This window comes from Virgibacillus sp. NKC19-3, assembly GCF_019837165.1.
Lineage (GTDB): Bacteria > Bacillota > Bacilli > Bacillales > Amphibacillaceae > Virgibacillus_L > Virgibacillus_L saliphilus.
This window is the reverse complement of record NZ_JAGYHC010000001.1, coordinates 89,570-113,109: the sequence shown is the minus strand read 5'-3', so window position 1 is coordinate 113,109 and position 23,540 is coordinate 89,570. Positions and strand designations below refer to the sequence as shown.

Annotated in this window: 23 protein-coding genes; 3 read left to right on the top strand and 20 right to left on the bottom strand. The window is 39.6% G+C overall.

Features of this window, described 5'->3' with window-relative positions:
- Positions 1–24 precede the first annotated feature (24 nt).
- From phnE (KFZ56_RS00565) to KFZ56_RS00550, 4 genes are all read right to left on the bottom strand, one after another.
- Positions 25–828, bottom strand: coding sequence for a phosphonate ABC transporter, permease protein PhnE (gene phnE / locus KFZ56_RS00565; RefSeq protein WP_222639371.1), 804 nt, complete (start codon positions 826–828; stop codon positions 25–27).
- The gene (gene phnE / locus KFZ56_RS00560) at positions 825–1,616 is read right to left on the bottom strand and encodes a phosphonate ABC transporter, permease protein PhnE (RefSeq protein WP_222643846.1); all 792 of its coding nucleotides are present in this window, start codon (positions 1,614–1,616) and stop codon (positions 825–827) included. Before phnE (KFZ56_RS00560) ends, phnE (KFZ56_RS00565) begins: the two co-directional genes overlap by 4 nt.
- Positions 1,616–2,389: a phosphonate ABC transporter ATP-binding protein gene (gene phnC, locus KFZ56_RS00555; protein ID WP_222639370.1), complete on the bottom strand. Its 774-nt coding sequence runs from the start codon at positions 2,387–2,389 to the stop codon at positions 1,616–1,618. The genes phnE (KFZ56_RS00560) and phnC overlap by 1 nt, the downstream gene beginning before the upstream one ends.
- A 350-nt stretch (positions 2,390–2,739) precedes the next feature.
- On the bottom strand, positions 2,740–3,678 hold the full coding sequence (locus KFZ56_RS00550; RefSeq protein ID WP_222639368.1) for a phosphate/phosphite/phosphonate ABC transporter substrate-binding protein: 939 nt from the start codon (positions 3,676–3,678) through the stop codon (positions 2,740–2,742).
- A 229-nt stretch (positions 3,679–3,907) separates the two neighbouring features.
- On the opposite strand from KFZ56_RS00550, the gene KFZ56_RS00545 reads away from it, so the two are divergent.
- Both KFZ56_RS00545 and KFZ56_RS00540 read left to right on the top strand, forming a co-directional pair.
- Entirely contained in the window at positions 3,908–5,554 is a 1,647-nt protein-coding gene (locus KFZ56_RS00545) for a motility-associated ABC transporter substrate-binding family protein (protein WP_222639365.1), read from the top strand.
- A gap of 479 nt (positions 5,555–6,033) precedes the next feature.
- The gene (locus KFZ56_RS00540; protein WP_222643845.1) at positions 6,034–6,117 is read left to right on the top strand and encodes a hypothetical protein; all 84 of its coding nucleotides are present in this window, start codon (positions 6,034–6,036) and stop codon (positions 6,115–6,117) included.
- Positions 6,118–6,230: 113 nt separating this feature from the next.
- On the opposite strand, the gene KFZ56_RS19395 is transcribed toward KFZ56_RS00540, so the two are convergent.
- Both KFZ56_RS19395 and KFZ56_RS00530 read right to left on the bottom strand, forming a co-directional pair.
- Complete coding sequence (locus KFZ56_RS19395) at positions 6,231–6,659, bottom strand: hypothetical protein (protein WP_255584742.1); 429 nt, start codon at positions 6,657–6,659, stop codon at positions 6,231–6,233.
- A 599-nt stretch (positions 6,660–7,258) separates the two neighbouring features.
- Entirely contained in the window at positions 7,259–8,050 is a 792-nt protein-coding gene (locus KFZ56_RS00530; RefSeq protein ID WP_222639364.1) for a MerR family transcriptional regulator, read from the bottom strand.
- 442 nt (positions 8,051–8,492) lie between these two features.
- Between KFZ56_RS00530 and KFZ56_RS00525 the strand changes: the two genes are divergently transcribed.
- Positions 8,493–8,672, top strand: coding sequence for a DUF4368 domain-containing protein (locus KFZ56_RS00525; RefSeq protein WP_222639363.1), 180 nt, complete (start codon positions 8,493–8,495; stop codon positions 8,670–8,672).
- Between the two features lie 49 nt (positions 8,673–8,721).
- On the opposite strand, the gene cypC is transcribed toward KFZ56_RS00525, so the two are convergent.
- From cypC to yabG, 14 genes are all read right to left on the bottom strand, one after another.
- A complete protein-coding gene (gene cypC / locus KFZ56_RS00520; RefSeq protein WP_222639361.1) occupies positions 8,722–10,017 on the bottom strand; it encodes a CYP152 family fatty-acid peroxygenase CypC in 1,296 nt (431 codons plus the stop codon).
- 191 nt (positions 10,018–10,208) lie between these two features.
- Entirely contained in the window at positions 10,209–10,742 is a 534-nt protein-coding gene (gene spoVT / locus KFZ56_RS00515) for a stage V sporulation protein T (protein ID WP_222639359.1), read from the bottom strand.
- 286 nt (positions 10,743–11,028) lie between these two features.
- Positions 11,029–14,550, bottom strand: coding sequence for a transcription-repair coupling factor (gene mfd / locus KFZ56_RS00510; RefSeq protein WP_222639358.1), 3,522 nt, complete (start codon positions 14,548–14,550; stop codon positions 11,029–11,031).
- A gap of 75 nt (positions 14,551–14,625) precedes the next feature.
- A complete protein-coding gene (gene fin, locus KFZ56_RS00505; RefSeq protein ID WP_222639356.1) occupies positions 14,626–14,856 on the bottom strand; it encodes an anti-sigma-F factor Fin in 231 nt (76 codons plus the stop codon).
- A gap of 154 nt (positions 14,857–15,010) precedes the next feature.
- Positions 15,011–15,574 (bottom strand): aminoacyl-tRNA hydrolase, encoded by a 564-nt coding sequence (gene pth / locus KFZ56_RS00500; RefSeq protein WP_222639354.1) that lies wholly within the window; start codon positions 15,572–15,574, stop codon positions 15,011–15,013.
- Between the two features lie 165 nt (positions 15,575–15,739).
- A complete protein-coding gene (locus KFZ56_RS00495; RefSeq protein ID WP_222639352.1) occupies positions 15,740–16,372 on the bottom strand; it encodes a 50S ribosomal protein L25/general stress protein Ctc in 633 nt (210 codons plus the stop codon).
- Between the two features lie 95 nt (positions 16,373–16,467).
- Positions 16,468–17,421 (bottom strand): ribose-phosphate diphosphokinase, encoded by a 954-nt coding sequence (locus tag KFZ56_RS00490; protein ID WP_222639350.1) that lies wholly within the window; start codon positions 17,419–17,421, stop codon positions 16,468–16,470.
- A gap of 15 nt (positions 17,422–17,436) precedes the next feature.
- Positions 17,437–18,816 (bottom strand): bifunctional UDP-N-acetylglucosamine diphosphorylase/glucosamine-1-phosphate N-acetyltransferase GlmU, encoded by a 1,380-nt coding sequence (glmU, locus tag KFZ56_RS00485; protein ID WP_222639348.1) that lies wholly within the window; start codon positions 18,814–18,816, stop codon positions 17,437–17,439.
- Positions 18,817–19,429: 613 nt separating this feature from the next.
- Positions 19,430–19,720 carry a septation regulator SpoVG gene (gene spoVG / locus KFZ56_RS00480; protein ID WP_222639346.1) on the bottom strand — a complete coding sequence of 97 codons (291 nt, stop codon included), beginning with the start codon at positions 19,718–19,720 and terminating at the stop codon, positions 19,430–19,432.
- A gap of 129 nt (positions 19,721–19,849) precedes the next feature.
- The gene (gene purR, locus KFZ56_RS00475) at positions 19,850–20,665 is read right to left on the bottom strand and encodes a pur operon repressor (RefSeq protein WP_222639344.1); all 816 of its coding nucleotides are present in this window, start codon (positions 20,663–20,665) and stop codon (positions 19,850–19,852) included.
- Between the two features lie 64 nt (positions 20,666–20,729).
- Complete coding sequence (gene ispE, locus KFZ56_RS00470; RefSeq protein WP_222639342.1) at positions 20,730–21,581, bottom strand: 4-(cytidine 5'-diphospho)-2-C-methyl-D-erythritol kinase; 852 nt, start codon at positions 21,579–21,581, stop codon at positions 20,730–20,732.
- 179 nt (positions 21,582–21,760) lie between these two features.
- A complete protein-coding gene (locus tag KFZ56_RS00465; protein ID WP_222639340.1) occupies positions 21,761–21,943 on the bottom strand; it encodes a small, acid-soluble spore protein, alpha/beta type in 183 nt (60 codons plus the stop codon).
- Between the two features lie 238 nt (positions 21,944–22,181).
- Positions 22,182–22,436, bottom strand: a complete 255-nt coding sequence (gene veg, locus KFZ56_RS00460) for a biofilm formation stimulator Veg (RefSeq protein WP_222639338.1) — start codon at positions 22,434–22,436, stop codon at positions 22,182–22,184.
- A 213-nt stretch (positions 22,437–22,649) separates the two neighbouring features.
- Entirely contained in the window at positions 22,650–23,528 is an 879-nt protein-coding gene (yabG, locus tag KFZ56_RS00455) for a sporulation peptidase YabG (RefSeq protein WP_222639336.1), read from the bottom strand.
- Positions 23,529–23,540 lie beyond the last annotated feature (12 nt).

Here is a 23,540-nt window from a genome sequence, read left to right as displayed (position 1 = left end):
AATATAAAATCATTATACCATCTGTTAAACAATTCTTTTTCTCAAAGCACTGGAAATCAGGTCGACGATTAATACAACGACGACAATTCCAATAAGAATCATACCAACGCGATCCCAGGTTCGTCCTTGAATAGCAAAAATTAACGATGTTCCGATTCCTCCGGCACCAATAAGACCCAAGGTGGCTGCAGAACGCATATTGATCTCAAAACGATAAAGTGTTGCAGAAATAAAACCAGGCAATACTTGAGGAATGACTCCAAAGGCAAGCTGCTGCAATTTATTCCCTCCGACAGCTGTAATGGATTCAACTGGCCCCGGATCCATTGCTTCGACTTCTTCCGCATATAATTTACCCAGCATCCCGATCGCTCCAATACCAAGGGCCAGCATCCCCGCATATGCACCAGGGCCAACTACTTTGATAAAAAGAAGGGCAAGAATAATATCAGGAAGCGTACGGATAAAGCTCAGTAAACCCTTACCGCTTTGGAAAGCAAGAAAGTTCGAGCTTAGGTTTTTGGATGCCCAGAGCCCTATGGGAATTGCAAAAATAACAGACAGAACAATACCAACAATGGCTATAGCCAGAGTTTCCACTAGCCCTCTGATTAAATCTTCACCATCAGGACTGTATACATAACTCCAATCTGGCGAAATAAAGCCTTTTAATATGTTTTTTGTAACAGGGCCAGCTGTTTCTTGGATACCCTTGAACTCAATCCCGGAAAATGCCCAGACATATAGGACAACCAGAGCAATGAGAAGAAGGGCAAGTTTTCCTCTTCTTTTGACTCGTGCCTTTTTTAGTTGATCACGTTGACTCATAGCAGTTTCTCCCTTATATTCAAACTAATTAAATCAATAATAATGACAACGACTAAGGTATATAGAATTAACGCCAGCACCTGGTCGTAGGCGAAAAAACCGAGTGCACGATCATAATAGATACCAATACCGCCTGCTCCGACTAAACCAAGAATGGCTGCAGCACGGATATTGATTTCAAACGTATAAAGCACATAGGAAACAAAATGTGGGAGTATTTGAGGGACAACTCCGAAAGCAATCCATTGTAATTTATTTGCCCCTACCGCAGTCATTGATTCCAGTGGACCGTTATCAATATTTTCAATCGCCTCAAAGGATAGTTTTGCAATAATGCCAATCGAAAAGATAGATAAGGCAACAATTCCGGCTAGCGGTGAGAAACCAAGAATTGCAGCAAAAATAGCAGCTAAAAGCAGATCAGGAATCGTACGTAAAACGTTCAAACCGATCCGCGATAATTCCACTAGCCAGCGGGTCCGGAAAATATTACGTGCGCATAGAAACATAATAGGAATGGAAAATATCATCCCTATGGTTGTTCCGAGTAGTGCCATACGGATTGTCTCCAGCATAGCCGGCGTTGTCGTAGCTATATACGACCAAGCAGGAGGAAACATACTGACAATTAAATCAACCATATTGTCAATGTTCTGGAATAAAATAAGCGGGTTCGCTCCAATATAAATGGCACTAAGCAACACAATTACAAACAGACCAACGAGAAATAAGTAAAATGACCACCTTGAAGGCCTTACCGGTAAGGGGCTATTCAGTTTTGTGTCCATCATAGAATTTCCTCCCCGAGCAATTCATCTTCCTGTAGGGAGCGACCATAAATTTCTTCAAAAACCTCTTCTGTTGCCTCTTCTGGTGTACCATCAAATACGACTTTCCCTTCCTGGAGGCCAATGATTCTTGTCGAGTATTCTTTTGCGAGATCGACAAAGTGCAGGTTGATAATAACCGTGGCATCATCTTCTGTGTTGATGTTTTTGAGATCGTCCATGACCTGTTTGGTAGTTACTGGATCAAGTGATGCTGTTGGCTCATCAGCCAGAATTATTTTGGCTTCCTGAGCCAATGTGCGTGCGATAGAAACACGTTGTTGTTGTCCGCCAGACAGTTCACTGGATCTTGTATAGGCTTTATCCAATATATTCACTCTATCCAAAGCTTCTAAAGCAAGATCCACATCTTTTTGTGGAAATAGGTTTAAAAGTGTACGCAACGTATTATTATAAGCAACACGCCCAGAGAGCACATTGCGCAACACACTGGAACGCTTTACAAGATTGAAACTCTGAAAAATCATCCCGATATCTCTGCGGATTAGTCGCAACTGCTTTTCAGATGCAGCAGTGATAGACTTCCCATCTATTTTTATTTCACCGGTAGTAATATTAATGAGACGGTTTATCGAACGAAGCAATGTAGATTTACCAGCGCCTGATAAACCGACAATCGATACAAATTCACCTTTCTTAATTTTTAAATTAATATCTTCTAACCCTTTTACACCGTTTGAATAGACTTTTGAAACGTCATTTAATTCAATCATATTTACCCAACTTTCTTATCAGAAATAGCCGGCTATAAGCTGACTGTATACAGATTCCCATACACAAAAAATGTGGGGAGGTTTTAAAAACGTAGACAAATCCTAAAAGGGATGCCTAAAAGGGTGAATCCTTTTAGACATCCTTTCTGGAATGATGCTGTAAAGCTTGATTTACTTGATAAACTATCAAAGAATAACCAACCATCTACTTCCATCTTTAAAATAGAGAAAAGAAATAAATTCCTGAATCACTCAATTATTCTTTCAGTAGGAATGAAGGGAAAACCTCACTGAATGAAGTTTCGTTTTATACATTTAAAGGTTTTCTATCGTTACAACAGTCGTCATTTTCACTGTTCCTGAATGCGTTCTGAATATTCACGGACAATATCAAAATTGGAATCCTGAGATTCAACATAACCTTCGTGTGTGTATATGTCACGAACAATTTCCCGGCCTTCTTCTGATTCACCGACACTGATAAACGCTTGCTGGATTTTTTCTTTCCATTCTTCATCCATATTTGTCTGTACAGCAATAGTGTCATTTGGAATAAGTTCTGTATGGGCAACAACTTTCGTATCTTCAAATACGTCGGGGAAATCAGATAAAACAACATTGCGCGCATCCTGAAAGATTGCTGCTGCATCCGCCTCCCCATTAAGTACTGCAGTAACAGATGCATCGTGTCCTTGAAGAACCAGCGGATTTACATCCGATAATGGATCAATTCCTTCGTCCAACAAGGTAGCAGCAGGCCAAACATATCCCGCCGATGATGTGATGTCCTGAAACGCAATAGTCTTGCCTTCTAAATCAGCTATACTATCAATATCAGAATCAGATTTTGCAATAAACATAGCGTAATAGGAGTCCACAAGTTCATCTGTATTTGTACCATCTTCATTTACACCATAACGCTGAGACTGCAGCAGCACATCTGCTGCACCATATTCGTCATGTGCCTCCACATATGCATTCGGCGGCAGGAAACCTATATCAATTTGCTCGGAAGCCAATGCTTCGACAACGGAGTTATAGTTTGTTGAAACACTTACAGTAACATCAATATCAAGTTCATCCTCTAGTAAATCTTCTAAAGGCTTTGCTTTCGCCTCTAGCGTTTCCGCATTTTGAGAAGGAACAAACTGTACTGTCAGTGAATCAGGTACATATGTATCACCATCTGATGAGTTATCTTCAGCGGATGTATCATCTGAACTCCCACACGCAGCTAAAAACAATAAAGATAAGGTAAATAGAAAAATGCCCGCTTTCTTCCACGTCACTGATAAAACCTCCCAATTTAATAAAGTTGATTACCTATTATTTCGAAATTCTACATAATTATAACATGAAGTATATTAAATAATACATATAATTTTATTAAAAAAAGGTAAATTATATGTATTACTTGATTTAAAGGAAAATCCTTTAAATAGTTAATGTGATTTTTTAATTTTTTGTTATAATAGAATTATCTGTAATTATTACATTCAATAGAGAGGCGCGTGTAAAATGAAAGATGTTTTTAGATGGACAATGTCAGCCTTGTGTCTTGTATCTTTTTTTGCATTTGGGAGTATCATTGAGGCAGAAGGTCCCAATGACCCTGCCCCTGTATTCAACCCTGAACAGTCAAACGGAATGAAAGTTCTGTTTGATAACAGTCATGGACAGACTGCAGGACAATCCGACTGGGTAATTGATGGAGCTTTCTCCGATTTTGCTCAAGCTTTGGCAGATGAAGGATACGTTGTGCAAGAGCACCGAAGCACAGAACCTTTATCACTCGAGGATTTAGAAAATTTCAATGTACTTGTCATCCCGGAAGCTCAAATTCCCTTTAAGACGTCAGAACAAAAAGCTATTGCTACATATGCCGATAATGGAGGTGGCGTCTTTTTTATAGCCGATCATTACAATGCTGATCGAAATTTCAACCGTTGGGACTCGAATGAAATAATGAATGGTTGGCGGCGTGGGGCATATGAAAATCCGACAAAAGGTATGAGTTCCGGAGAACAGGAAGCAATGAAGGACGTGGAAAGTACCGACTGGCTGAATGAAGAATTTGGAGTCCGGTTCCGGTATAATGCAATTGATAATACCATCGGAGATGATATCATTCCTTCAGGAGAAGCTTTTGACATAACAGAAGGTGTCAACGAAATAACTATTCATGCAGGATCGACTCTTGCCGTAATGAATCCCGAGATCGCCAAAGGTATTGTATATTTGCCTGAGGAATTATCGCGGGATAGAAATAAATGGAATAATGCTGTCGATCAGGGTGTTTATTTTGGTGGTGGAATGGATGAAGGTCCGTTTGCTGCTATAGGAAAAAAAGGAGATGGAAAGTCTGCATTTATTGGAGACTCTTCTCCGATAGAGGACAGCACACCGAAATATCGTAACGAGGAGCATGGGGAGACGAAGCGTACCTACGACGGTTTTACGGAAGCAGATAATGGTTTGTTATTGGTTAATACAGTGAATTGGTTAGCCGATCAAGAGAATTATCAGACCTTCTCCGAAGTTGACATTCCTTTAGACGACGCTTCCCCAACATTGGATATGGAGATACCTGAAAATTCTTCGGAGCCCGAAAGTGAACCATGGAGAGAGCCAGCGGAGGACTATTTATGGTATGATCCGTCGACATTTGCAGACGGTGCTTTTGGATCTGAGGTAAGTCCACCGAAGGATATCACATATAATTTTGATATACCGGAAGTAATTCCTGTTGATAGTACACCATTTGAGGCTACAATAACGTTGACGGATATGGAACCCGGTCATGTGATCAACAATGCAGAAGTGCAAATCTATCTTGATGGCGGTAAAGCTGTTTCACAAATACAAAATGAAGATGGTACCTGGCCGGATAACTATGGCTATCAAAGCATTGGTGTTTTAGAGGCGGACGAATCAGGAGAAGCTGAAGTTACGGTGACTATGCGAATCGGCAATGATGCATCAGAAGGTAATGCCAATATCCGTCTCCGTCTGGGATCTGGAAATAATGTTTATACCAGAGCGGTTATACTTGGCGCCCAGCCTATTTCTTTCGAATACAATGAAATAATCTATCTACTGGCTAATCAGAAGAAATCTACAGTTTATCCTACGACTATACCTACTATATGGCAAGAAGAAACGTAACATCGGAGTACTAAAAATTACGGAATTGACTCCATAAAACATCTATATTTAGAGGGTAACCTAGATAAATAGTTAGGCATAAGAAATTTTAAAAACAACCAGGAGGACGAGCCTGCTGACTTAAGAAAACAAGAAGAAGCCTTATAAAATCAACGTTTTTAGGCAGTGTTCAAGTGGAATTTATACAAAAATCAAAGTTTCTAAAAATAGACGTTCAAAATGAGCGTCTATTTTTACTTTAGATTATGGGAAAAGACTTTCATAAAGGATATGTTCGAGGAAATGAAATACAAGAAGAAAAGTTGAAATCATGTCACGATATTAAAAGTGTGATACTGTCATACTTTATATTGGTTAGAACAAGTAAAACAGCAGAAACGATGCTTTGTGGTCAGCCAGACCGCAAAGTGCTGTTTCTACTGGGCAGGGCTTGCCCCGCCCAGTATTAACCTTCCTCTCTAACAGGGATAGAAAAACAGATGGATAATTTTACTGAAAAAGAGCTAATATTGATTGAATCTTTGATAAGCGGTATTAATAAATCAATTGAAATGAACGATTGATTGTTTCTCCATTTCAATAAATTAATTTACTTCTCTTATCTAAATGATAACACCTGAACTTAGGTGTCTCTTTTCCATTAATCTACTCTTCCACAAAGAATAAACATAACAAACTAATTTAGCTTTTCACTCAAAATTTGATTCCTCATCAAGTTTATTTGATCCATCATTTCATTAGGTTCATCTGCCCTAAAAACAACAGTTTTAACATGCCTTTTTCTGCCATAAGCCTCTTTCATTAAAACTGGCTCTTTTAAAAGTATTTCATATTGTGGAGTATCGATGTTCAACGACGAATAATATGTTGTTTTAGGTATTTTCTCTCCAATTCCTCCTTGGTATTGAGCCAATTTAATTGTTTCTATATTATTAATATTCAATTCAACACTGCTCTGATATCCCAAACGTAAGATAAGCTTATCTTGGTAAATAATATGAGGCAAAAACCTTGCAGAATTATAAAGTCCTACCATATAAAATAGCGCATAAATATTTAATAAGGTAATAATCCATGCAGCGATATTACTCCATAACTGAACCACAAAATGAAGGGCCGCTCCTTCTATAGCGATGAGAATTGAAAATACGATGACCATAGTTTTTATTTGTGAAGTCTTATGATATGCGTATGCTCCACTCTCTTGTTTCTTTGTCTTATGAAACCAAATACTGCATAATAGAAAATGCTAATTTCTGTTAAAATGGCTTCTAACACAAAGCCATTACCCAATATAGGCTCCAGCTCTATTCTAATAACTTCCAGAAAACTATAACGCTTATTCATATTCATTTTCTTATATCGAATAATGATTTTCACTATACTATATATAAAAAAGCGGAGATACTAATTCCCAATATAGGAATAATCCATACTAACATTTGCTTTAAAAAGCCTTTTTGGGAAGTTGGTATAATAACATAGGCGATCACTAAGCCTAAAATAAATGATAAATATATTAGTAATTTCGGCATAGATCTAGGACGTATCAAAAGGAAATAAATACTTAATGGACATAAGATTATTAAAGCCAACGTTAACAATATAACGACTAGAAAACGAACATTACTTGAACGCAAAATAATATAGCTGCTTATCATTACCATAGAAAGTATCATAATTAAAATGGATATTTGAAGTCGATTAACTTTTATATTGATCCCCTCCCCCGATATTATCTTTTGCTATATTATTTTCCTCATTTAATATTCTTGAGGCTTCTGCAGCATATTCTTGGAGCCCTTTTGAAATAAGGGAAAAATAACATGTCGAGCTTTCTTCCGACTTCAGTTTCTCTAGTTCTTCTTGATATTCTGGTTCTATAACTTTGTTTAGAATCTCTTCTAATTGTTTCATTAAATTTTGAACTTCTGTAGCATTTGGGGAAATTCCATTCTCATAAAAGGCTTGTAGCTTGTTTATAGCAATTACCTGCTCACGTTCGGTATTCAGCTTTTCCTCCTCAGACATATGTTGCATGAATACTTGATCGACAATTGGCTTAGTAAGGTGATTAGATAGCCAATCTTCCTGTCTTTTCTCAATTTGAATCGAGTGAATTATTCCTAGCAATAGATCGCTTTCAACCTCTTCCTGCTTAATAATTTGTTCTACTCTTGTAATTGTCCGAATGACATTATCTATTTCAGCTCTTTTTTTCTTGAGCATCTCTTTTTGTTTATCCAATGTATCATGAACACTATTTATTGAATGCTTAGAGAGATTTTCAATTATCTCCTTCAAAGAAAAATCTAAATACTTAAGTGTTAAAATATTTTGCATTTTAATGATGTCTTCATGATTGTATAAGCGATGACCCTTTTTATTATAATTCGTCGGAACCAATACTCCTTTTCGATCATAGTAACGGAGGGTACGTTCCGTGACGCCAGTTAGATCAGCAAATTCTTTAACCGTGTACATTTTTTCATTCAAATCTATTCACCCCAATTCATTTAAAAGTATACATCATGACGTTAGGTCATGGTCAACCTCATCTTTACATACTAAATGTAGAAAAAAGATGAATAATTTTACTGAAAAAGAACCGATATTAATTGTTTTTATGATCAATAACAGCTACAATATTTCAGCTCACTTTAAATTTTTCGATTAGTATCTAAAAGTAAATAAACACGGCGGTTTTGAAATGTCTTATTTTCAAAACCGCCGTTTGTATATTTACTTTCTATATAGTTTTCGCACTTAAAACAACGGTTTCCATATTGAATTTAGTTAATATAGAAATATACCATAGGTTCAAAAAAGTAGCCTTTCATTTTAATATCTAATTTAAAATGGCAATTATTATTGGAGCTGTCACCAACAGCCGTCTGATTTTTTGAAATGCATAATTCTAAAAAGGAATTGATTTTTCATGACTACAAAACGAACAGAGACATCCTTTCCTGATAAGATTTTCGTGTCAGCGAAAGATAAGAAAACAAAAACACAAGAAATCACTATCGTTTATAATTTTATTGGTGCGTTTGATTTTAATCAAGCTATCCATCAAGTGAAAAAAGAAGATAAAAACAGGAAAGTTGGCGTTATTTAATACCTCTCGCCAACTTTCGTATAAATGTTTTCTTAATCCTCAGAGGCCACTATTCCTGGTTGTTTTTTCTACCTTCGTGCTCCTCAACCCGCTGTACATTTGTTATTATCATTTTGCTTTTCGGAAGGCTTGGCATATCATTCATGCTGAACGACAAATCTTGTTCAGGCACTTCATAATCAAGCTTATTAACCAGAACGTTTAAGCTTTCTTTCAGAATCTCGATTGTAAGCCATTCCCCAGCACAGCGATGCCCGATATTAAAATCGCCACCACCCTGTGGGATAAAGTCAAACGGACTCTTATCCCATGATTGGAAACGATCAGGCTTAAAAAGAGATGGGTCCGTCCATTCTTTTGGATGATGATTGGTTCCATAAAGGTCCATAAGTGTCAAGGTTCCTTCTTCAAATTCATAGCCGTCCCACGTAAACGTTTTATCTACACGTGCTGGTACGAAAGGGAAAAACGGATAAAAGCGTCGAACTTCTTGAATAAACCGATGGAGCTTATCTTCAGAGCCATCATTCAGTTTATCTGCTTCCCCCGGATATTCTTCCAACGCTTGGGCCGTGAAAGCAATATAGATTGATATAGCAACCATAGGGCGAAGCAGATTCAGCAACTCCACCGCTACTGTTCCTTCGTCCAATAATTCCCCTTCATGGTCTCTATGCCAGGAAAACAAATAAAGGGGACGTTCTTTAGGTACGTCTTTTTTCCCTTCACGAACATCATTCACGAAAGCTTCCACCCATTCTTCTAATTTCGAACGGGAATGACGACCTTTCCAATGGGTAGGACCAATCGCAGCTGGTGACTCAAACAAATCTCCAAGTTGATAGGAAGTGTCTGCAACTGCTTCTTCTTCTAAAGGAATACCAACCCATTCACATGCCACCTGGGTAAGTATTTTTTTGCATTCTTCGTACAGTACGACTTCCTCCTTATCTTCCCATTTCGCTACTTCCTTCATCCAATACTTATACGTGAGCGCTCGCGTTTGGGCAAGATTGAAAGTGTTCATCACATTCATAAACATCGCCTTTCGATGATGGTGCGCCTCACCGTCAAGTCCCTGGACCCCACCTTGACCAAAAAGGGTTTTGTTTATGCGGCTGGGAGCGGCATCCGCACGCCGGAATTTATCATTATCATAGAACACTTTCGCTGCTTCACTTCCGGACATACAAATCGTCTTTTCACCAAGAAGTGTTGTTTCGAATACGTTTGACTGCATGGTATGCCGCCTGTTTGCGATAAATTGATACCCTTCTCTCAGGGCTTTTACAGTATTGTCGAGTCCAACGTCCTTTGGCATGTGCCGATTTGTATCCTTACTCATAAAAACCACCTTCTTTCTTTAATTATATATATCCGAACCATCTCTTGTTGAAACGTATCATCGTATTCATCATCTCACCTAATCTATTCAGAGAAGATCCAATCTACGGAGGAAGTCTTGGATATCAACGGGTACAAAAAAACTGCCTCCAAAAAGTCTACACTTTCTAGAGGCAGTCCCTATTTACCTATTTACTCCATTTGCCTAGCTAAAAAGCTTGCAGCAGTTTCGACTGCCTTTTTCTCAATGTTACTTAATTCCTCATCGTTGGAAAAAATCATGACACAGCCGATTGGATCTCCGTTTGCGATGATTGGACTGATACAATAGGACTGCAGTTCCTGTTCATTACCATCAATGACTTCGATATTGCTTGTTTCCGTTTCAAAAACCTGAGAGCGGTTTTCAATTGTTTTTGTCATTTCAGACCCAATATTTTTATTTAAATAGTCCTTTTTTGATTCACCGGCTATGGCAATTACTTCGTCCCGGTCACAGATCAGTACTGGGGATTGGAGGGAATCAAATAATGCTTCTGCGTATTCCTTTGCGAAGTGACTTAATTCATTTATCGGTGAATACTTTTTCAGAATAACTTCGCCTTCTCTATCCACAAATATTTCCAGTGGATCTCCTTCACGGATGCGTAGTGTTCTTCTAATTTCCTTTGGAATAACTACCCTGCCTAAATCATCAATACGTCGTACAATACCTGTTGCCTTCATATCTAAGTAGCCTCTCTTTCTTATGATGATTAATTTTTGTACAAAGAAGATGTTCAAAAAGTCCGGTAAAAATGACATATCGAATTTCTCACGAATACTTGCTTTTCCATTCCTCACGTATTAATTGCATACGTTCCGGTACTCAAGCTACGTCGCCTCGAACTTCTCGGTCCTTTTTGTCCTCCTTTTTGAACACGCATTTAAAGCCCTTTTCAATTACAAAAATCACCAGTTGTGGTTTTAGTATGAATCATCATAGGAAGACTATACATGAGATACCAAATTTTTATTCTCTGTCCACTGTTTGCAACTTATCAACAAGGTTTTCTACAGTTTTGTAACGATCGAAGCGGGAATTACCCGTGTCTTTAACGACTATTTTCAATTTACTGTGCTCTGTCCCTAATTGCACACCTCTCCCAAAATCATTTGCAAGTTCAAATAATTTTGAGCCGTCAATTTGCTGGCTTCGGCTCTCATCCACCAATAGTTCGATTTTTTTATTCTTTTCATTGATGGATTCAACGCGTTCTCGTTTGGCATACATTTTCAAGGAAGCTACAGCAAATAAATGCCCCACTTCCGGTGGATAATCACCGAACCGATCCATTAATTCATCCTTTAAATCATCCATATCTGTCGATGATTCAATCGCTTGGAATTGTTTATAAATTTCAATTTTCTGCTTCTCATCTTTAATATAGGATTCCGGGATATATGCATCCACATCCAAGTTGAGTTCAGGTTCAAAGGGCTGAATGTCTTCTACCTCTTTGCCTGCTTTACGAGCCTCGATTGCATCTTTGAGCATTTGTGAATACATATCAAACCCGACAGAATCGATGAAACCATGTTGCTGGGCACCTAGTAAATTTCCGGTTCCACGAATCGACAAATCACGCATTGCTATTTTAAAACCGGAACCTAATTCGGTAAATTCCTTAATAGCCTGCAGACGCTTTTCCGACACCTCTGTGAGTACTTTATCTTTTTGATAGGTAAAGTACGCATATGCGATACGGTTGGAACGTCCTACACGACCACGCAACTGATAGAGCTGACTTAGTCCCATGTGATCGGCATTATTCACAATTAGCGTATTCACATTTGGGATATCGACACCTGTTTCAATAATGGTTGTGCTGACCAATACGTCCGATTCTCCTTCTAAAAAGCCAAACATGGCATTTTCGAGTTCAGCTACATTCATCTGACCATGTGCTACCGCTACTCTAGCATCCGGCACAAGCATATTCACATCTCTGGCAACCTTATCAATATTCTCCACCCGATTGTATAAGAAAAATACCTGACCGCCACGTGCCAGTTCCCGCTCAATCGATTCACGTAAGAAAACAGGGTTGTATTCCATCACATAGGTCTGAATGGGAAAACGATTTTCAGGTGGTGTCTCAATGACAGACAGGTCGCGTACTCCGAGCATGGACATATGCAAGGTTCTTGGTATTGGCGTTGCTGTTAGCGTGAGTACATCCACATTTGTTTTTAATTGTTTAATTTTTTCCTTGTGTTTAACACCAAAGCGCTGTTCCTCATCAACGATCAGCAGCCCCAAATCTCGGTATGCCACATCTTTTGATAATAAGCGATGGGTGCCGATAACGATATCAACATTTCCTGTCTTTAACCCTTTCAGTGTTTCTGTTTGTTGTTTCTTCGTTCGAAATCGTGTTAATAGAGCAATATTGACCGCGTGATCCTGGAAACGCTCCTGGATGGTTTCAAAATGTTGTTGACCTAAGATGGTGGTCGGTACTAAAATCGCAACCTGCTTTCCATCTGCCACTGCTTTAAATGCGGCACGTATAGCTACCTCTGTTTTTCCATAACCAACATCCCCACAAAGCAAGCGATCCATCGGACGTTCTCTTTCCATATCCTGCTTAATTTCTTCGATACAGCGAATCTGGTCATCGGTTTCTTGATACGGGAATGATGCTTCAAATTCACGCTGCATCTCACTATCTTCGGAAAAGGCATACCCTTGCTTTTCTTGTCTTTCCGCGTATAGCTTGATTAAATCATCAGCAATATCTTCTACCGATGACTGTACTTTTCGCTTCACCTTCGCCCATTCCGATCCACCTAATTTGTACAGCTTCGGCTCTTTACCCTCGGAAGCAACGAATTTCTGTACGAGATCAATTTGATCGATTGGCACGAAAAGCTTATCATCGCCGGAGTACTTGAGGAGCATGTAATCCTTATGTGAATCTTTGACTTCCAGCGTCTCAATCCCCAAATATTTACCAACACCATGGTTTGCATGAACAACATAGTCTCCCACTTTTAATTCCTGATAATTCTGAATCCGCTCGGCATTAGATACTTTCTGCTGCTTTCTCGGCTTTTTGGTTCGCTTTTTAAACAGTTCATTTTCCGTTATTAACGCCAGTTTATGCATCGGGAATTCAATGCCGCTACTTATATTCCCAATAGCTATCGTAGGGATTCCTACCGGTAGTTCCGGATTTTCTGCGACTGCTGCTTCAATATCATAATCCATGAAAATAGAATGAATTTTGTCTGCACGTTTTTTATTTGGGGCTAAAATAACAACAGAGTAATCCCCTTTTTCCCAGCGCTTTAACTCATTTTTGAACAAATTCATTTGGCCATGGAATTCTTGCATCGCCCGGGAAGAAAGATTAATAATATTTTGCGGTTGTGTATTTGGAATATGCCTTAAAAATACAGACATATACAACCGCTGATGGTGAATATGATGCCATACGGAATGCCAATCAAAGGAGAATGTACTATTTCTTACCATTTGATTTGATTCAAGTAGACTTCCATACCACTCCGCTTCCTCCGTATCCAGGTTTGTAGCAGTTTCCTGAATTCTATTCATTTCATCGAATATAATCAATCCATTAGAAGGGAGGTAGTCTAACAAACTAGCGGGATTTTCATAGAGGAATCCAATATATTTATACATTTCCTGAAAATGCTCCGCATTCCTCAAGCGCGCAATATCCTGTTCGATGGTTTCTGTTAATACTTCTTTCCCTTCTGCATCCGTCATCTTGCTTAAGCTTTCCGCCAGTGCGTTCTCAAGTCTTCCTGCAGCTGAAAGAATATCTTCTTCGGTTAGTAGTAATTCTGTCGCCGGTCCGACAATGACTTCCTTTTGTTTGTCCAAAGACCGCTGTGTCCCCGCATCAAAATAGCGTATAGAATCAATCTCATCATCGAATAATTCTATACGTATCGGGTATTCTTCGGTTATTGGATAAATATCTATGATTCCACCACGCACACTAAATTCCCCGGGCGCCGCTACCATCTCCTGCCGCACGTACCCCATATCTACGAATGATGACAGATATGACTCAATATCGATGGTCTCTCCAAGCGTAAATCGTAGTTGGTATGTGCTAAAGTAGTCTGTTGGTGGTAAAATCCGCTTTAATGCAGCTACTGGTGCAATTAAAATCCCAGATTGCTTTTTCGACCAAGCTGTCAACGCATCGATTCGCTGACTCCTGAGTTCCGGGCTGGCAATGGCAATTTCAGAAGCGATCAATTCATTCACAGGATATAAATAAACGTCATCTTCTCCGGCAAATTCCGCCAAATCGTCATATAGTTGTTGTGCCTGTACTAATTGGTGTGTCACCAGCAAAATGGGCTTCTTGGCAGATTCGTTAATCAGCGACACAAGCAAACTTCTTGCAGAGCCGGATAAGCCCGCAACAAGCTGTTCTTTCATTCCCCTGGTAACACCTTGTAAAATAGACTCTATATCTTCTTTTGATTGTAAATAATGATGAATACCTTTCATTGTTAAACCCCCACGCAGTACTTACGTAAGCGCAAAAATGCCCTGGCATTTGAGCCAAAGCTTTTGTTGCATCTTTTATTGTATGAAAAAATCAAGTTCATGATAGTGTGGATGATGCCCCAGTGTTTCTTCACAATTTTCGCAAATGGCTTGAATATGGACATCTCCATTATCCGCATAATGTATCATTTCTCTTTTTTCCTTTGTTGTTAATTGATCAAACCCCAACAGGGATGTGTCAACTACTTTTTCTTCCAATTTTCCGATCACATTGCCACAATGCCTGCATTTATAGACAATCGCCATGGAAACAACCTCCTCGAATAAACAACACATGTTAATTATTCAAAACATCACCACATGATTGGCGACAAATTTTTGAAAACATACCTTAAAAGTTTATCCGAAAAGTAATATTTTATACATCCTACCATCCATTGTATTCTAAACGATGTGTCATTCAAGCATTATACTCATTCATTACCTCAAGAAACGGTTTTTCCATCCAGGCTTCACAGGCATCTGCTGCAAGATTAATGCTTTTGTCTATTTCTTCCTGCTGTCCTTTTGAAAAAGACCCCAGGACATAGTCAATGACCGGCACTTGCGTTGTTGGTCTGCCAATTCCAAGGCGAAGCCGTTTGAAATCCTTCGTTCCTAAATGGTCAATGGTTGATCTGATCCCATTGTGGCCACCATGACCGCCTTTTTGCCTTAGCCGGATTTTGCCCGGTGGTAAGTCCAGATCATCATAGATGATCAGAACATCTTCCACATCCATATTATAATAATCCATTAAAGGCTTGATTGATTGCCCTGACAGATTCATATATGTCTGTGGTTCAAGAAGAATAACCTTTTCACCTTGAGTGGAAGACTCTATAGCATATTTACCATTAAATTTCTTCTTATTTAACTTCCATTGATGCCGCTTTAATAACTCTTCTATGACCATAAATCCAACATTATGACGGGTATCTTTAAATTTTTTTCCTGGATTTCCTAACCCAACAATACACTTCATTTTATTTCTTCCTTTTTATTAGAAAAACGCTCATTCGCTTATCCTTTAGCGAATGGGGTATGTTTTTCTTATACTTGGAACTTTAAATGTTTATGCTTTCCTAATGTGTAAGCATATAACAATCCCTCCTAAATGATCAAAGGAGGGGCTTGCAATTGTTATGATTTATTTCTCTTCGTCGTCTTCGCCATCAACTAATTCCGGTTCAGCATTTTCATCTGATGATTCTTCTATATCATCCAATGTGTCCGGTGTTAGTATGGTGGCTATTGTTGTATCTTCGTCTTCAAGAAACTCATATTTTGCTGCTTTTGGTAGATCAGCAATAGTTATACTGTCACCAACTCCCATTGATTCAATGTTTACTGTGATTTCTTCAGGAATATCTCTTGGTTTTGCACGAACCTGCAGTTCATATAACGGCTGCTGCAATACACCACCGTCTTTTGAACCTTGTGCTTCACCTTCCAGACGAAGTGCTACTTCAACATCCATTTCCTGCTCCATATTTACAATATAAAAATCGGCATGCAATAGATCATCTTTAAGTGGATCCATTTGATAGTCATGCAACATGACATCTACCGCTTTATCATTGTCATTCTCAATATCTAAAGAAATAATAGTATTTCTGCCTTCATCACGAACGGTTTTAACGAGTTCAATACTATTTACCGAAATGGACTTAGGGTCTTTCCCTTTTCCATAAACGACTGCAGGCACTCTGTCATTATTCCTGATTTCTTTCGTTGCAGACTTTGTAAGGTCGTCTCTTTTCTTTGCTTGTAATCTTGCCATTTTGATCATCCTCCAACTATTTTTAAACGTTATATTTATTGCTTATATGATAAAACATTATATTTATAGTTCCCGTTATACAGGTTATCTAAACTTTAATCAAACAGGATACTCACAGATTGCAATTCATGGACACGTACGATTGCCTCTGAGATAAGTGGTGCAACAGACAATTCTTTGATTTTCGCACTGCGTTTCTCTTCCGGTAGTGGGATCGAATTCGTAACAATCAACTCTTTCAATTGTGAATTATCAATTCGATCAATTGCCGGAGAAGATAGTACCGGGTGGGTAGAGCATGCATATACTTCTTTGGCCCCGTTTTCTACTAAAGCATTTGCTGCTAAAGTCATGGTTCCAGCAGTATCTATAATATCATCAATTAAGATTGCTGTCTTGCCTTCAATATTACCCACAATATTCATAACTTCAGCAACATTCGGACGCGGACGGCGTTTATCGATAATGCCTATTGGTGCCTTCAAACGATCGGCCATCTTCCTTGCTCGCGTAACCCCGCCATGATCCGGGGAGACAACAATAACATCCTCAAAATTTTTCTCTTTAAAGTATTCCGCGAGAATTGGAACGCCTTGCAGATGGTCGATTGGTATATCGAAAAAACCTTGTATCTGTGGTGCATGCAAATCAAGTGTAATCACACGATCCGCACCGGCTGTTTCAAATAAATCAGCTACTAACTTAGCGGTGATGGGCTCACGTGCTCTGGCCTTTCTATCCTGCCTTGCATACCCATAATATGGCATAACAATATTAATAGAACTTGCTGATGCTCGCTTTAATGCATCGATCATAATCAGCAGTTCCATCATGTGCTGATTAACCGGAGCGCTTGTCGATTGTACAACATAAACATCATGCCCACGAACACTTTCTTCAATATTAATCTGAATTTCGCCATCACTGAAATGCTTCACTGTGCATTCTCCAAGTGTTGTTCCAATATGTTCGGCTATTTCTTCTGCTAACTGGCGGTTTGAATTCAATGTGAATACTTTTAAAGATGGATCCTTATAGCTGGACACCATGAGCTAAACCCTCCGTTAATCATTTTGTCTGTTTTTCAGTTTTGTAGCATATCCTTCTTTATTGGTCTGTCTTGCTCTGGCAACGGACAGAGACGCCGCAGGAACATCCTTTGTAATCGTTGATCCTGCAGCAACATAGGAGTCGGCTCCAATGGTTACAGGTGCAATTAAATTGGAATTACAACCGATAAATGAATCATCTTCAATGGTTGTTAAATATTTATGCTTTCCATCATAGTTCACTGTTATTGTACCACAACCGACATTTACATTGTTTCCAATTTGTGCATCACCCATATAACTTAAATGGGAGACCTTACTACCTGTCCCGATTGTCGCCTTTTTAATTTCAACGAAGTTACCGACCTTCGCATCATTTTCAATGGCAGATTCCGGTCGAATATGCGCATAAGGGCCAATTTTCACACGTTCTCCGATTTTGCTATTCGCAGTGACGCTCTGTTTGATGACTGAATCTGAGCCAACATAACAATTATTGACCTCACTATGCGGTCCAATCTCAGCATCTGACTCAATGGTAGTTGCACCTGTTAGGATTGTCCCTGGGTGGATTACTGCATCCGGCTTGATGACAACATCCGGATGAATATATGTATGATCCGGGTCTATAATCGCAACGCCATTACGCATATGCTTCGCATTAATCCGATGCTTCATTATTTTTTCTGCCTGAGCCAAGCTCAAGCGGTCATTAATTCCTAATGTTTCTTCAAAGTCCGGTGTTATAAAGGCCGATACTTTCTCCTGCCTACCACGCAACACTTCGATCACATCAGGTAAATAATATTCACCTTGCACATTATCATTGGATATTTCCTTTAACGCTGAAAAAAGAGCTTGGTTATCAAAGCAATATGTACCTGTATTAATCTCCTCTACAAGTCGTTCATTCGCATTCGCATCTTTGTGTTCCACTATACGCTCAACTTCATTCGTTTCACTGCGAATGACTCTTCCATATCCAGAGGGCTCTTTCGTCTTTGTCGTTAAAATGGTAGCACTGGCTCCTTCTTTCTCATGGTGTTCAAAAAGGGCTTGATAGGTTTCGGTGCTTATCAGCGGTGTATCTCCACAAACCACCATCGTTGTGCCTTCTTTATCTTTTAATACATCTTCTGCCTGTATGACAGCATGTCCTGTTCCGAGTTGCTCCTCCTGGATCACGAACGCACTGTCACTTCCTATATGTTCGACTACTCTATCCGCACCACGCGAGACAACCGTAACCATTTGATCAAGTTGAACCGCTTTTATCTGATCAATGACATGCTGAACCATCGGACGCCCCAGTACTGGGTGAAGTACTTTATAGAGCTTGGATTTCATTCTGGTCCCTTGTCCTGCTGCAAGAATAACAGCATATCGTTTCGTCATAAAGAAACCTCCATATTTCTTTTTCTCCCTTATGAATATATCGTAAAAAGCTCTTAATTTCAATAAATAATAGCTTGGTGGGATTTTTTATGAAGGAGGTTATTTTAAATAAATGGAAACTTACGACGCGCAAGATAGAAAAACTGCGACGTAGTGTGTGATTTCTCGTCGCCGTTCGGGAACGCGCCGGACGGATGCTTTCCGTGAGCACGGCCTCAGCCTCCTCGCGGAAGACCACCGCTGTGGGGTCTTCGGACACGTGCTATTCCCACAGGAGTCACCGCCCGGCGCGTTCCCGAACTGGTAAGAGGACACCTGTAGTTTGAACATAGTTTACGAATACCGTTTAACAGTAGGAATTGGAACACCAGCGGAGGAAACACATTGAGACTCCTGCGGGAGCAGAGGCCTCGGTGAGACCCCGGAGTGCGTCAGCACGAAGGGGGCTCATCAGCCGCCCGCGGAAAGCGAAATGTGTTTCCGTAGCGGTGGATTAACAAGCACACTTACGTCGCAGTTTCTATCAACTGCCAAAATCACGAATGAAGAAACGTACACGGGAAAAAAGAAGCCTAACCTGAAGAAAGATTAGACCTCTTATTATTCATACCTATCAGGAGGCGCCGGCTTCTTCATATTCCTCTTTAACCTTTCCTGAATGGCGATATTCTTCTAATACAGCATCTTGAATTTTTGCGCGAGTCCCTGAATTGATCGGATGTGCAATATCCCTGAATTCACCATCAGGGGTGCGCTTGGAAGGCATTGCAACAAATAGTCCATTATTTCCATCAATAACGCGGATATCATGTACAACAAATTCCCCATCCAACGTAATGGATGCAATTGCTCGCATCCTTCCTTCCGTATTAACGCGGCGTAATCTTACGTCAGTTACTTCCATGATGCTTCACCACCTTTTCCCATTTAAACTTATTTAACTAGTTCAACAAAAGAAAAGAAAATCCTGCCTAAACAAGAAAAAAATTAAATATTTTTTAAAATAGGAAAGATGGAGACAATATCTAAACTGCTAACGATCAGTGAAATTTCCTGGATGGACTTCAATATATTTCCTTCTCATATCAACATTGGTTATTTTAACTAGGGAAGTATACTCTTCAACGACACGATCCTCTTCATCATCATCCGCTTCAGCCAGTACGCCAATTGCCTTTACATTTGCATCGAACTCTTCCAGTAAATTGATCATTCCTGTAATGGTTCCACCAGCTTTCATGAAATCATCAATAATACAAACATTCGCTCCTTCCTTCAGACTTCTCTTCGGGAGTACCATTGTTTGTATTTTACGTGATGACCCGGAAACATAATTAATGCTTACAGACGATCCTTCTGTAACTTTGGGATCTCGGCGAACAATCACAACAGGAACATCGAGAAAAGATGCAACAGCATATGCTAAGGCTATTCCTTTGGTAGCAACTGTAACTATGACATCAATAGGTTGGCGCGCAAATGCGGATGCAAATACACGACCGATCTCTCTCGTTTGCCCCGGGTCCCCCAGGATATCACTCATGTATAGATAACCGCCCGGGAGTATTCGTGATGGATCCTCCAACTTGCGGCGAAGTTCTTGAATAAATTGAATACTTTTTTCACGTGAAAACTCAGGAATATACCGAACCCCTCCGGATGCGCCGGAGGTTCTTTCCAGAAATCCAAGCTCTTCACGCTGGAAAACCTCATTAATAATATCCAAATCTTCACTTAGTGATGACTTGGATGATTCATATACATCAGCAAAATAAGGAAGCTGCCTATGTTCTCTCGGATTTTCCAGAAAAAAGTTCGTCAATGAAACTAACCGATTGCTTCTTTTCATTTCCACACCTCAAAACCGAATATTTACATTAAATATATCACCTTTATACGTATTTAGGCAATGCTTATCCTAACAGACGCACTAAGTATACCTCTTCACAGAATCCCCGCATGCCATTATAAATACGCTGTGCTTTACTTTGATGCTCAACCAAACTGTATACCGTCGGCCCGCTGCCACTCATAAGAACGCCTGAGGCTCCTGCCTGCTCCATTCTACATTTAATCCGCTGCACTTCCGGATAGACGGCTAATGTAATATCCTCCAGTACATTCCCAATATGGGCGCACATCTTATGAAAATGCTTTTGCCTAAGTGCATCCATAATTGCACTGGTATTGGGGTGTGAGAGTCCTTCTACTTGAATCCGCTGAAAAATGGTTCGGGTTGAAACGCCGATATCCGGTTTGGCTAATACAACCCAACAGGAAGGCGGAGAGGATAGTGGCTCGATTATTTCTCCCCGTCCTTTCGCGATTGCCGTATTACCGTATACACAAAAAGGAACGTCAGAGCCAATCGTTGCTCCAATCGTTGCCAACTCACTTGTAGGGATGTCCAACTTCCACAAACGATTCATTCCTCGTAGCACAGCCGCAGCATCCGTACTACCACCACCAAGTCCAGCTGACACGGGAATGCTTTTTTCGATATGAATATGCACCCCTGTTTTTATTCCGTACTTCTGTTTAAAAGCATTTGCAGCTTTATACGCCAAATTCCGCTCATCACTTGGCACAAATCTACTCTCAAGCGAAACCTCAATTCGATCCCGGTTGATGGAGCGCAATGTAATACGATCTGCTAAGTCGATGGTGGTCATGATCATTTCCACATTATGATAACCGTCATCCCGTTTACTTAGCACATCGAGCGATAAGTTGATTTTTGCCGGCGCCTTTTCAAAAAGAACCATCACCGTCACCTACTTTGAAAATATAATCAAATTGTAACACATTAAAAAAATGGAGGCGACTTTTGAATGAAGACTGAATTTGACGAGATATAATAAGTCTTTCAAACAAAAAAAGCATGATTCTTAGGAGAATGTAGCGTACTTTTACGTGATCAATAACCAGAAAAAGACAAACCCATTTAGGGTCTGTCCTTTTCCTGCATGTTTTGCTCGGCCATTTCAATTGCTCGTTTCACCATGTTGCCAGCATCTTTTGCCTTGATGCCTCCCCAGCCCTCTTGCTTTACCGTGTCGTAAAATCCTAACTCTTTGGCAATTTCTTCTTTCATCTGGTCTGACATGATTCCTCGACGTCTAGCCATGAAAGAACAACCCCTTTCATTGTTGGCAAATAAGAAAGCATAAAACTTATCTGCATGAGTTTATTACGACATCTATAGTTTATGCAACAGACCCATTTAAACACCCGTTATATGTATACAAAATAGGAAAATTTTTATGTACGTAGCAGATATTATCCAATCTATGGTATAGTTACAATTATATATTTTCCCAACTTTGAAAAAAAGAACAGTAAACAATTACTTGTCTACTGCTCCATTATGATATCGCCGTTCTATCATCAGGAAAGCTTATTTCTACCGTTTCTGTTAGTACGTCTGCATAGCTATATGAAACACGTTCGAATGCATTTTCGTCTTGGTCTAGCTCGACAACAAAAACAGAAGGATACATTTCAGCTAATATGCCAGACCGTTCAATCGTTTTCCTTCTTCCGCCGTTAGCTTTTAATTTCAAACGTTTTCCGACTTGACACTCAAGACCTTGCTTAATTTCGATTAATGTTTTAGCCACTACACTCCACCTCACTGGAAATAATTATACCATAGGCTTGTTTAACAGTCAAATAAAACTATATATTATAACAGCATAGCAATTTTACTGTCAACATTAAAATGCGCTATTTCGTATTATTATTTGTAAATGTTAACAATTTATGTATCAACTTGTACATTCTGTTGGAAAATCCACTCTTGCCCTCGGGAAACCAAGGACAAGATGTACATATTATTCCGTTGATTCTTCCGATTTATCTTCTACATATGGTAAACCCGTTCTCAATAAGCCTCTTGTTTCTACACCGCCCATCCCTTTATCACCTGTTAATGTATTTCTTAGGGCATCCCAGACACTAACTTTTTCCATAAATGGTGTGTATGCAATTTTGGCGGCAATAAAAACAGGATCAAGTGCGTGGATATTGATACGTAGTGGAGAGCTTGCATAGTTAGCACCTGCACGTATCATGGATTCAAAATGAGATTGGCATGCCCCCGCGAATATCACAAGCTGATCCAAATGCGGATTCGCGCGTCTTGCCTCTCTTACGGTTTCAGCAAAATATTTGGAATTCCGGTACGCTCGAAGGTCACCTTTAATGCCTTTGTTTTTGGAAAAGGAATCGTGTCCGGTTATCACAATGATGTTCGGTTGAATTCGCTCAACCAAAGCACCTATCTCAACTGGCATGTCTTTTTCATGCAAATGCACACCATGTACCTGCAACCCCATCCGTTGATATAATTCGATACATTTTCGTAAGTAATGTTGATCACCATCCAAATGAAGCACTTTCGCTGGTAGTTGGAAATAATTCGCATTGTAGAGATAACCATCCGTTGATTGATATTCCCGTTTTTCCCGCATTAACTGGTAATCTTGTCGAAATAAACGGTAGGAAAATTCCTCTTGTTCCTTTCCTTTTTGCCGCCGTTTTTCCAGTTCTCTGGCTTGCACCTGCAGGAGGTCGCTAATTGGGGCATCAGCCTGCAAGCGAATGTCCTCCCCATATAAATTAACACTATCTTTTTTTACTGAAGCAACTCGAAAAAGCAGGTCATTATTATATGATTTGCGTGTTACTAATTCCCCGGTTGTAACGCTCATATATTCACCTCA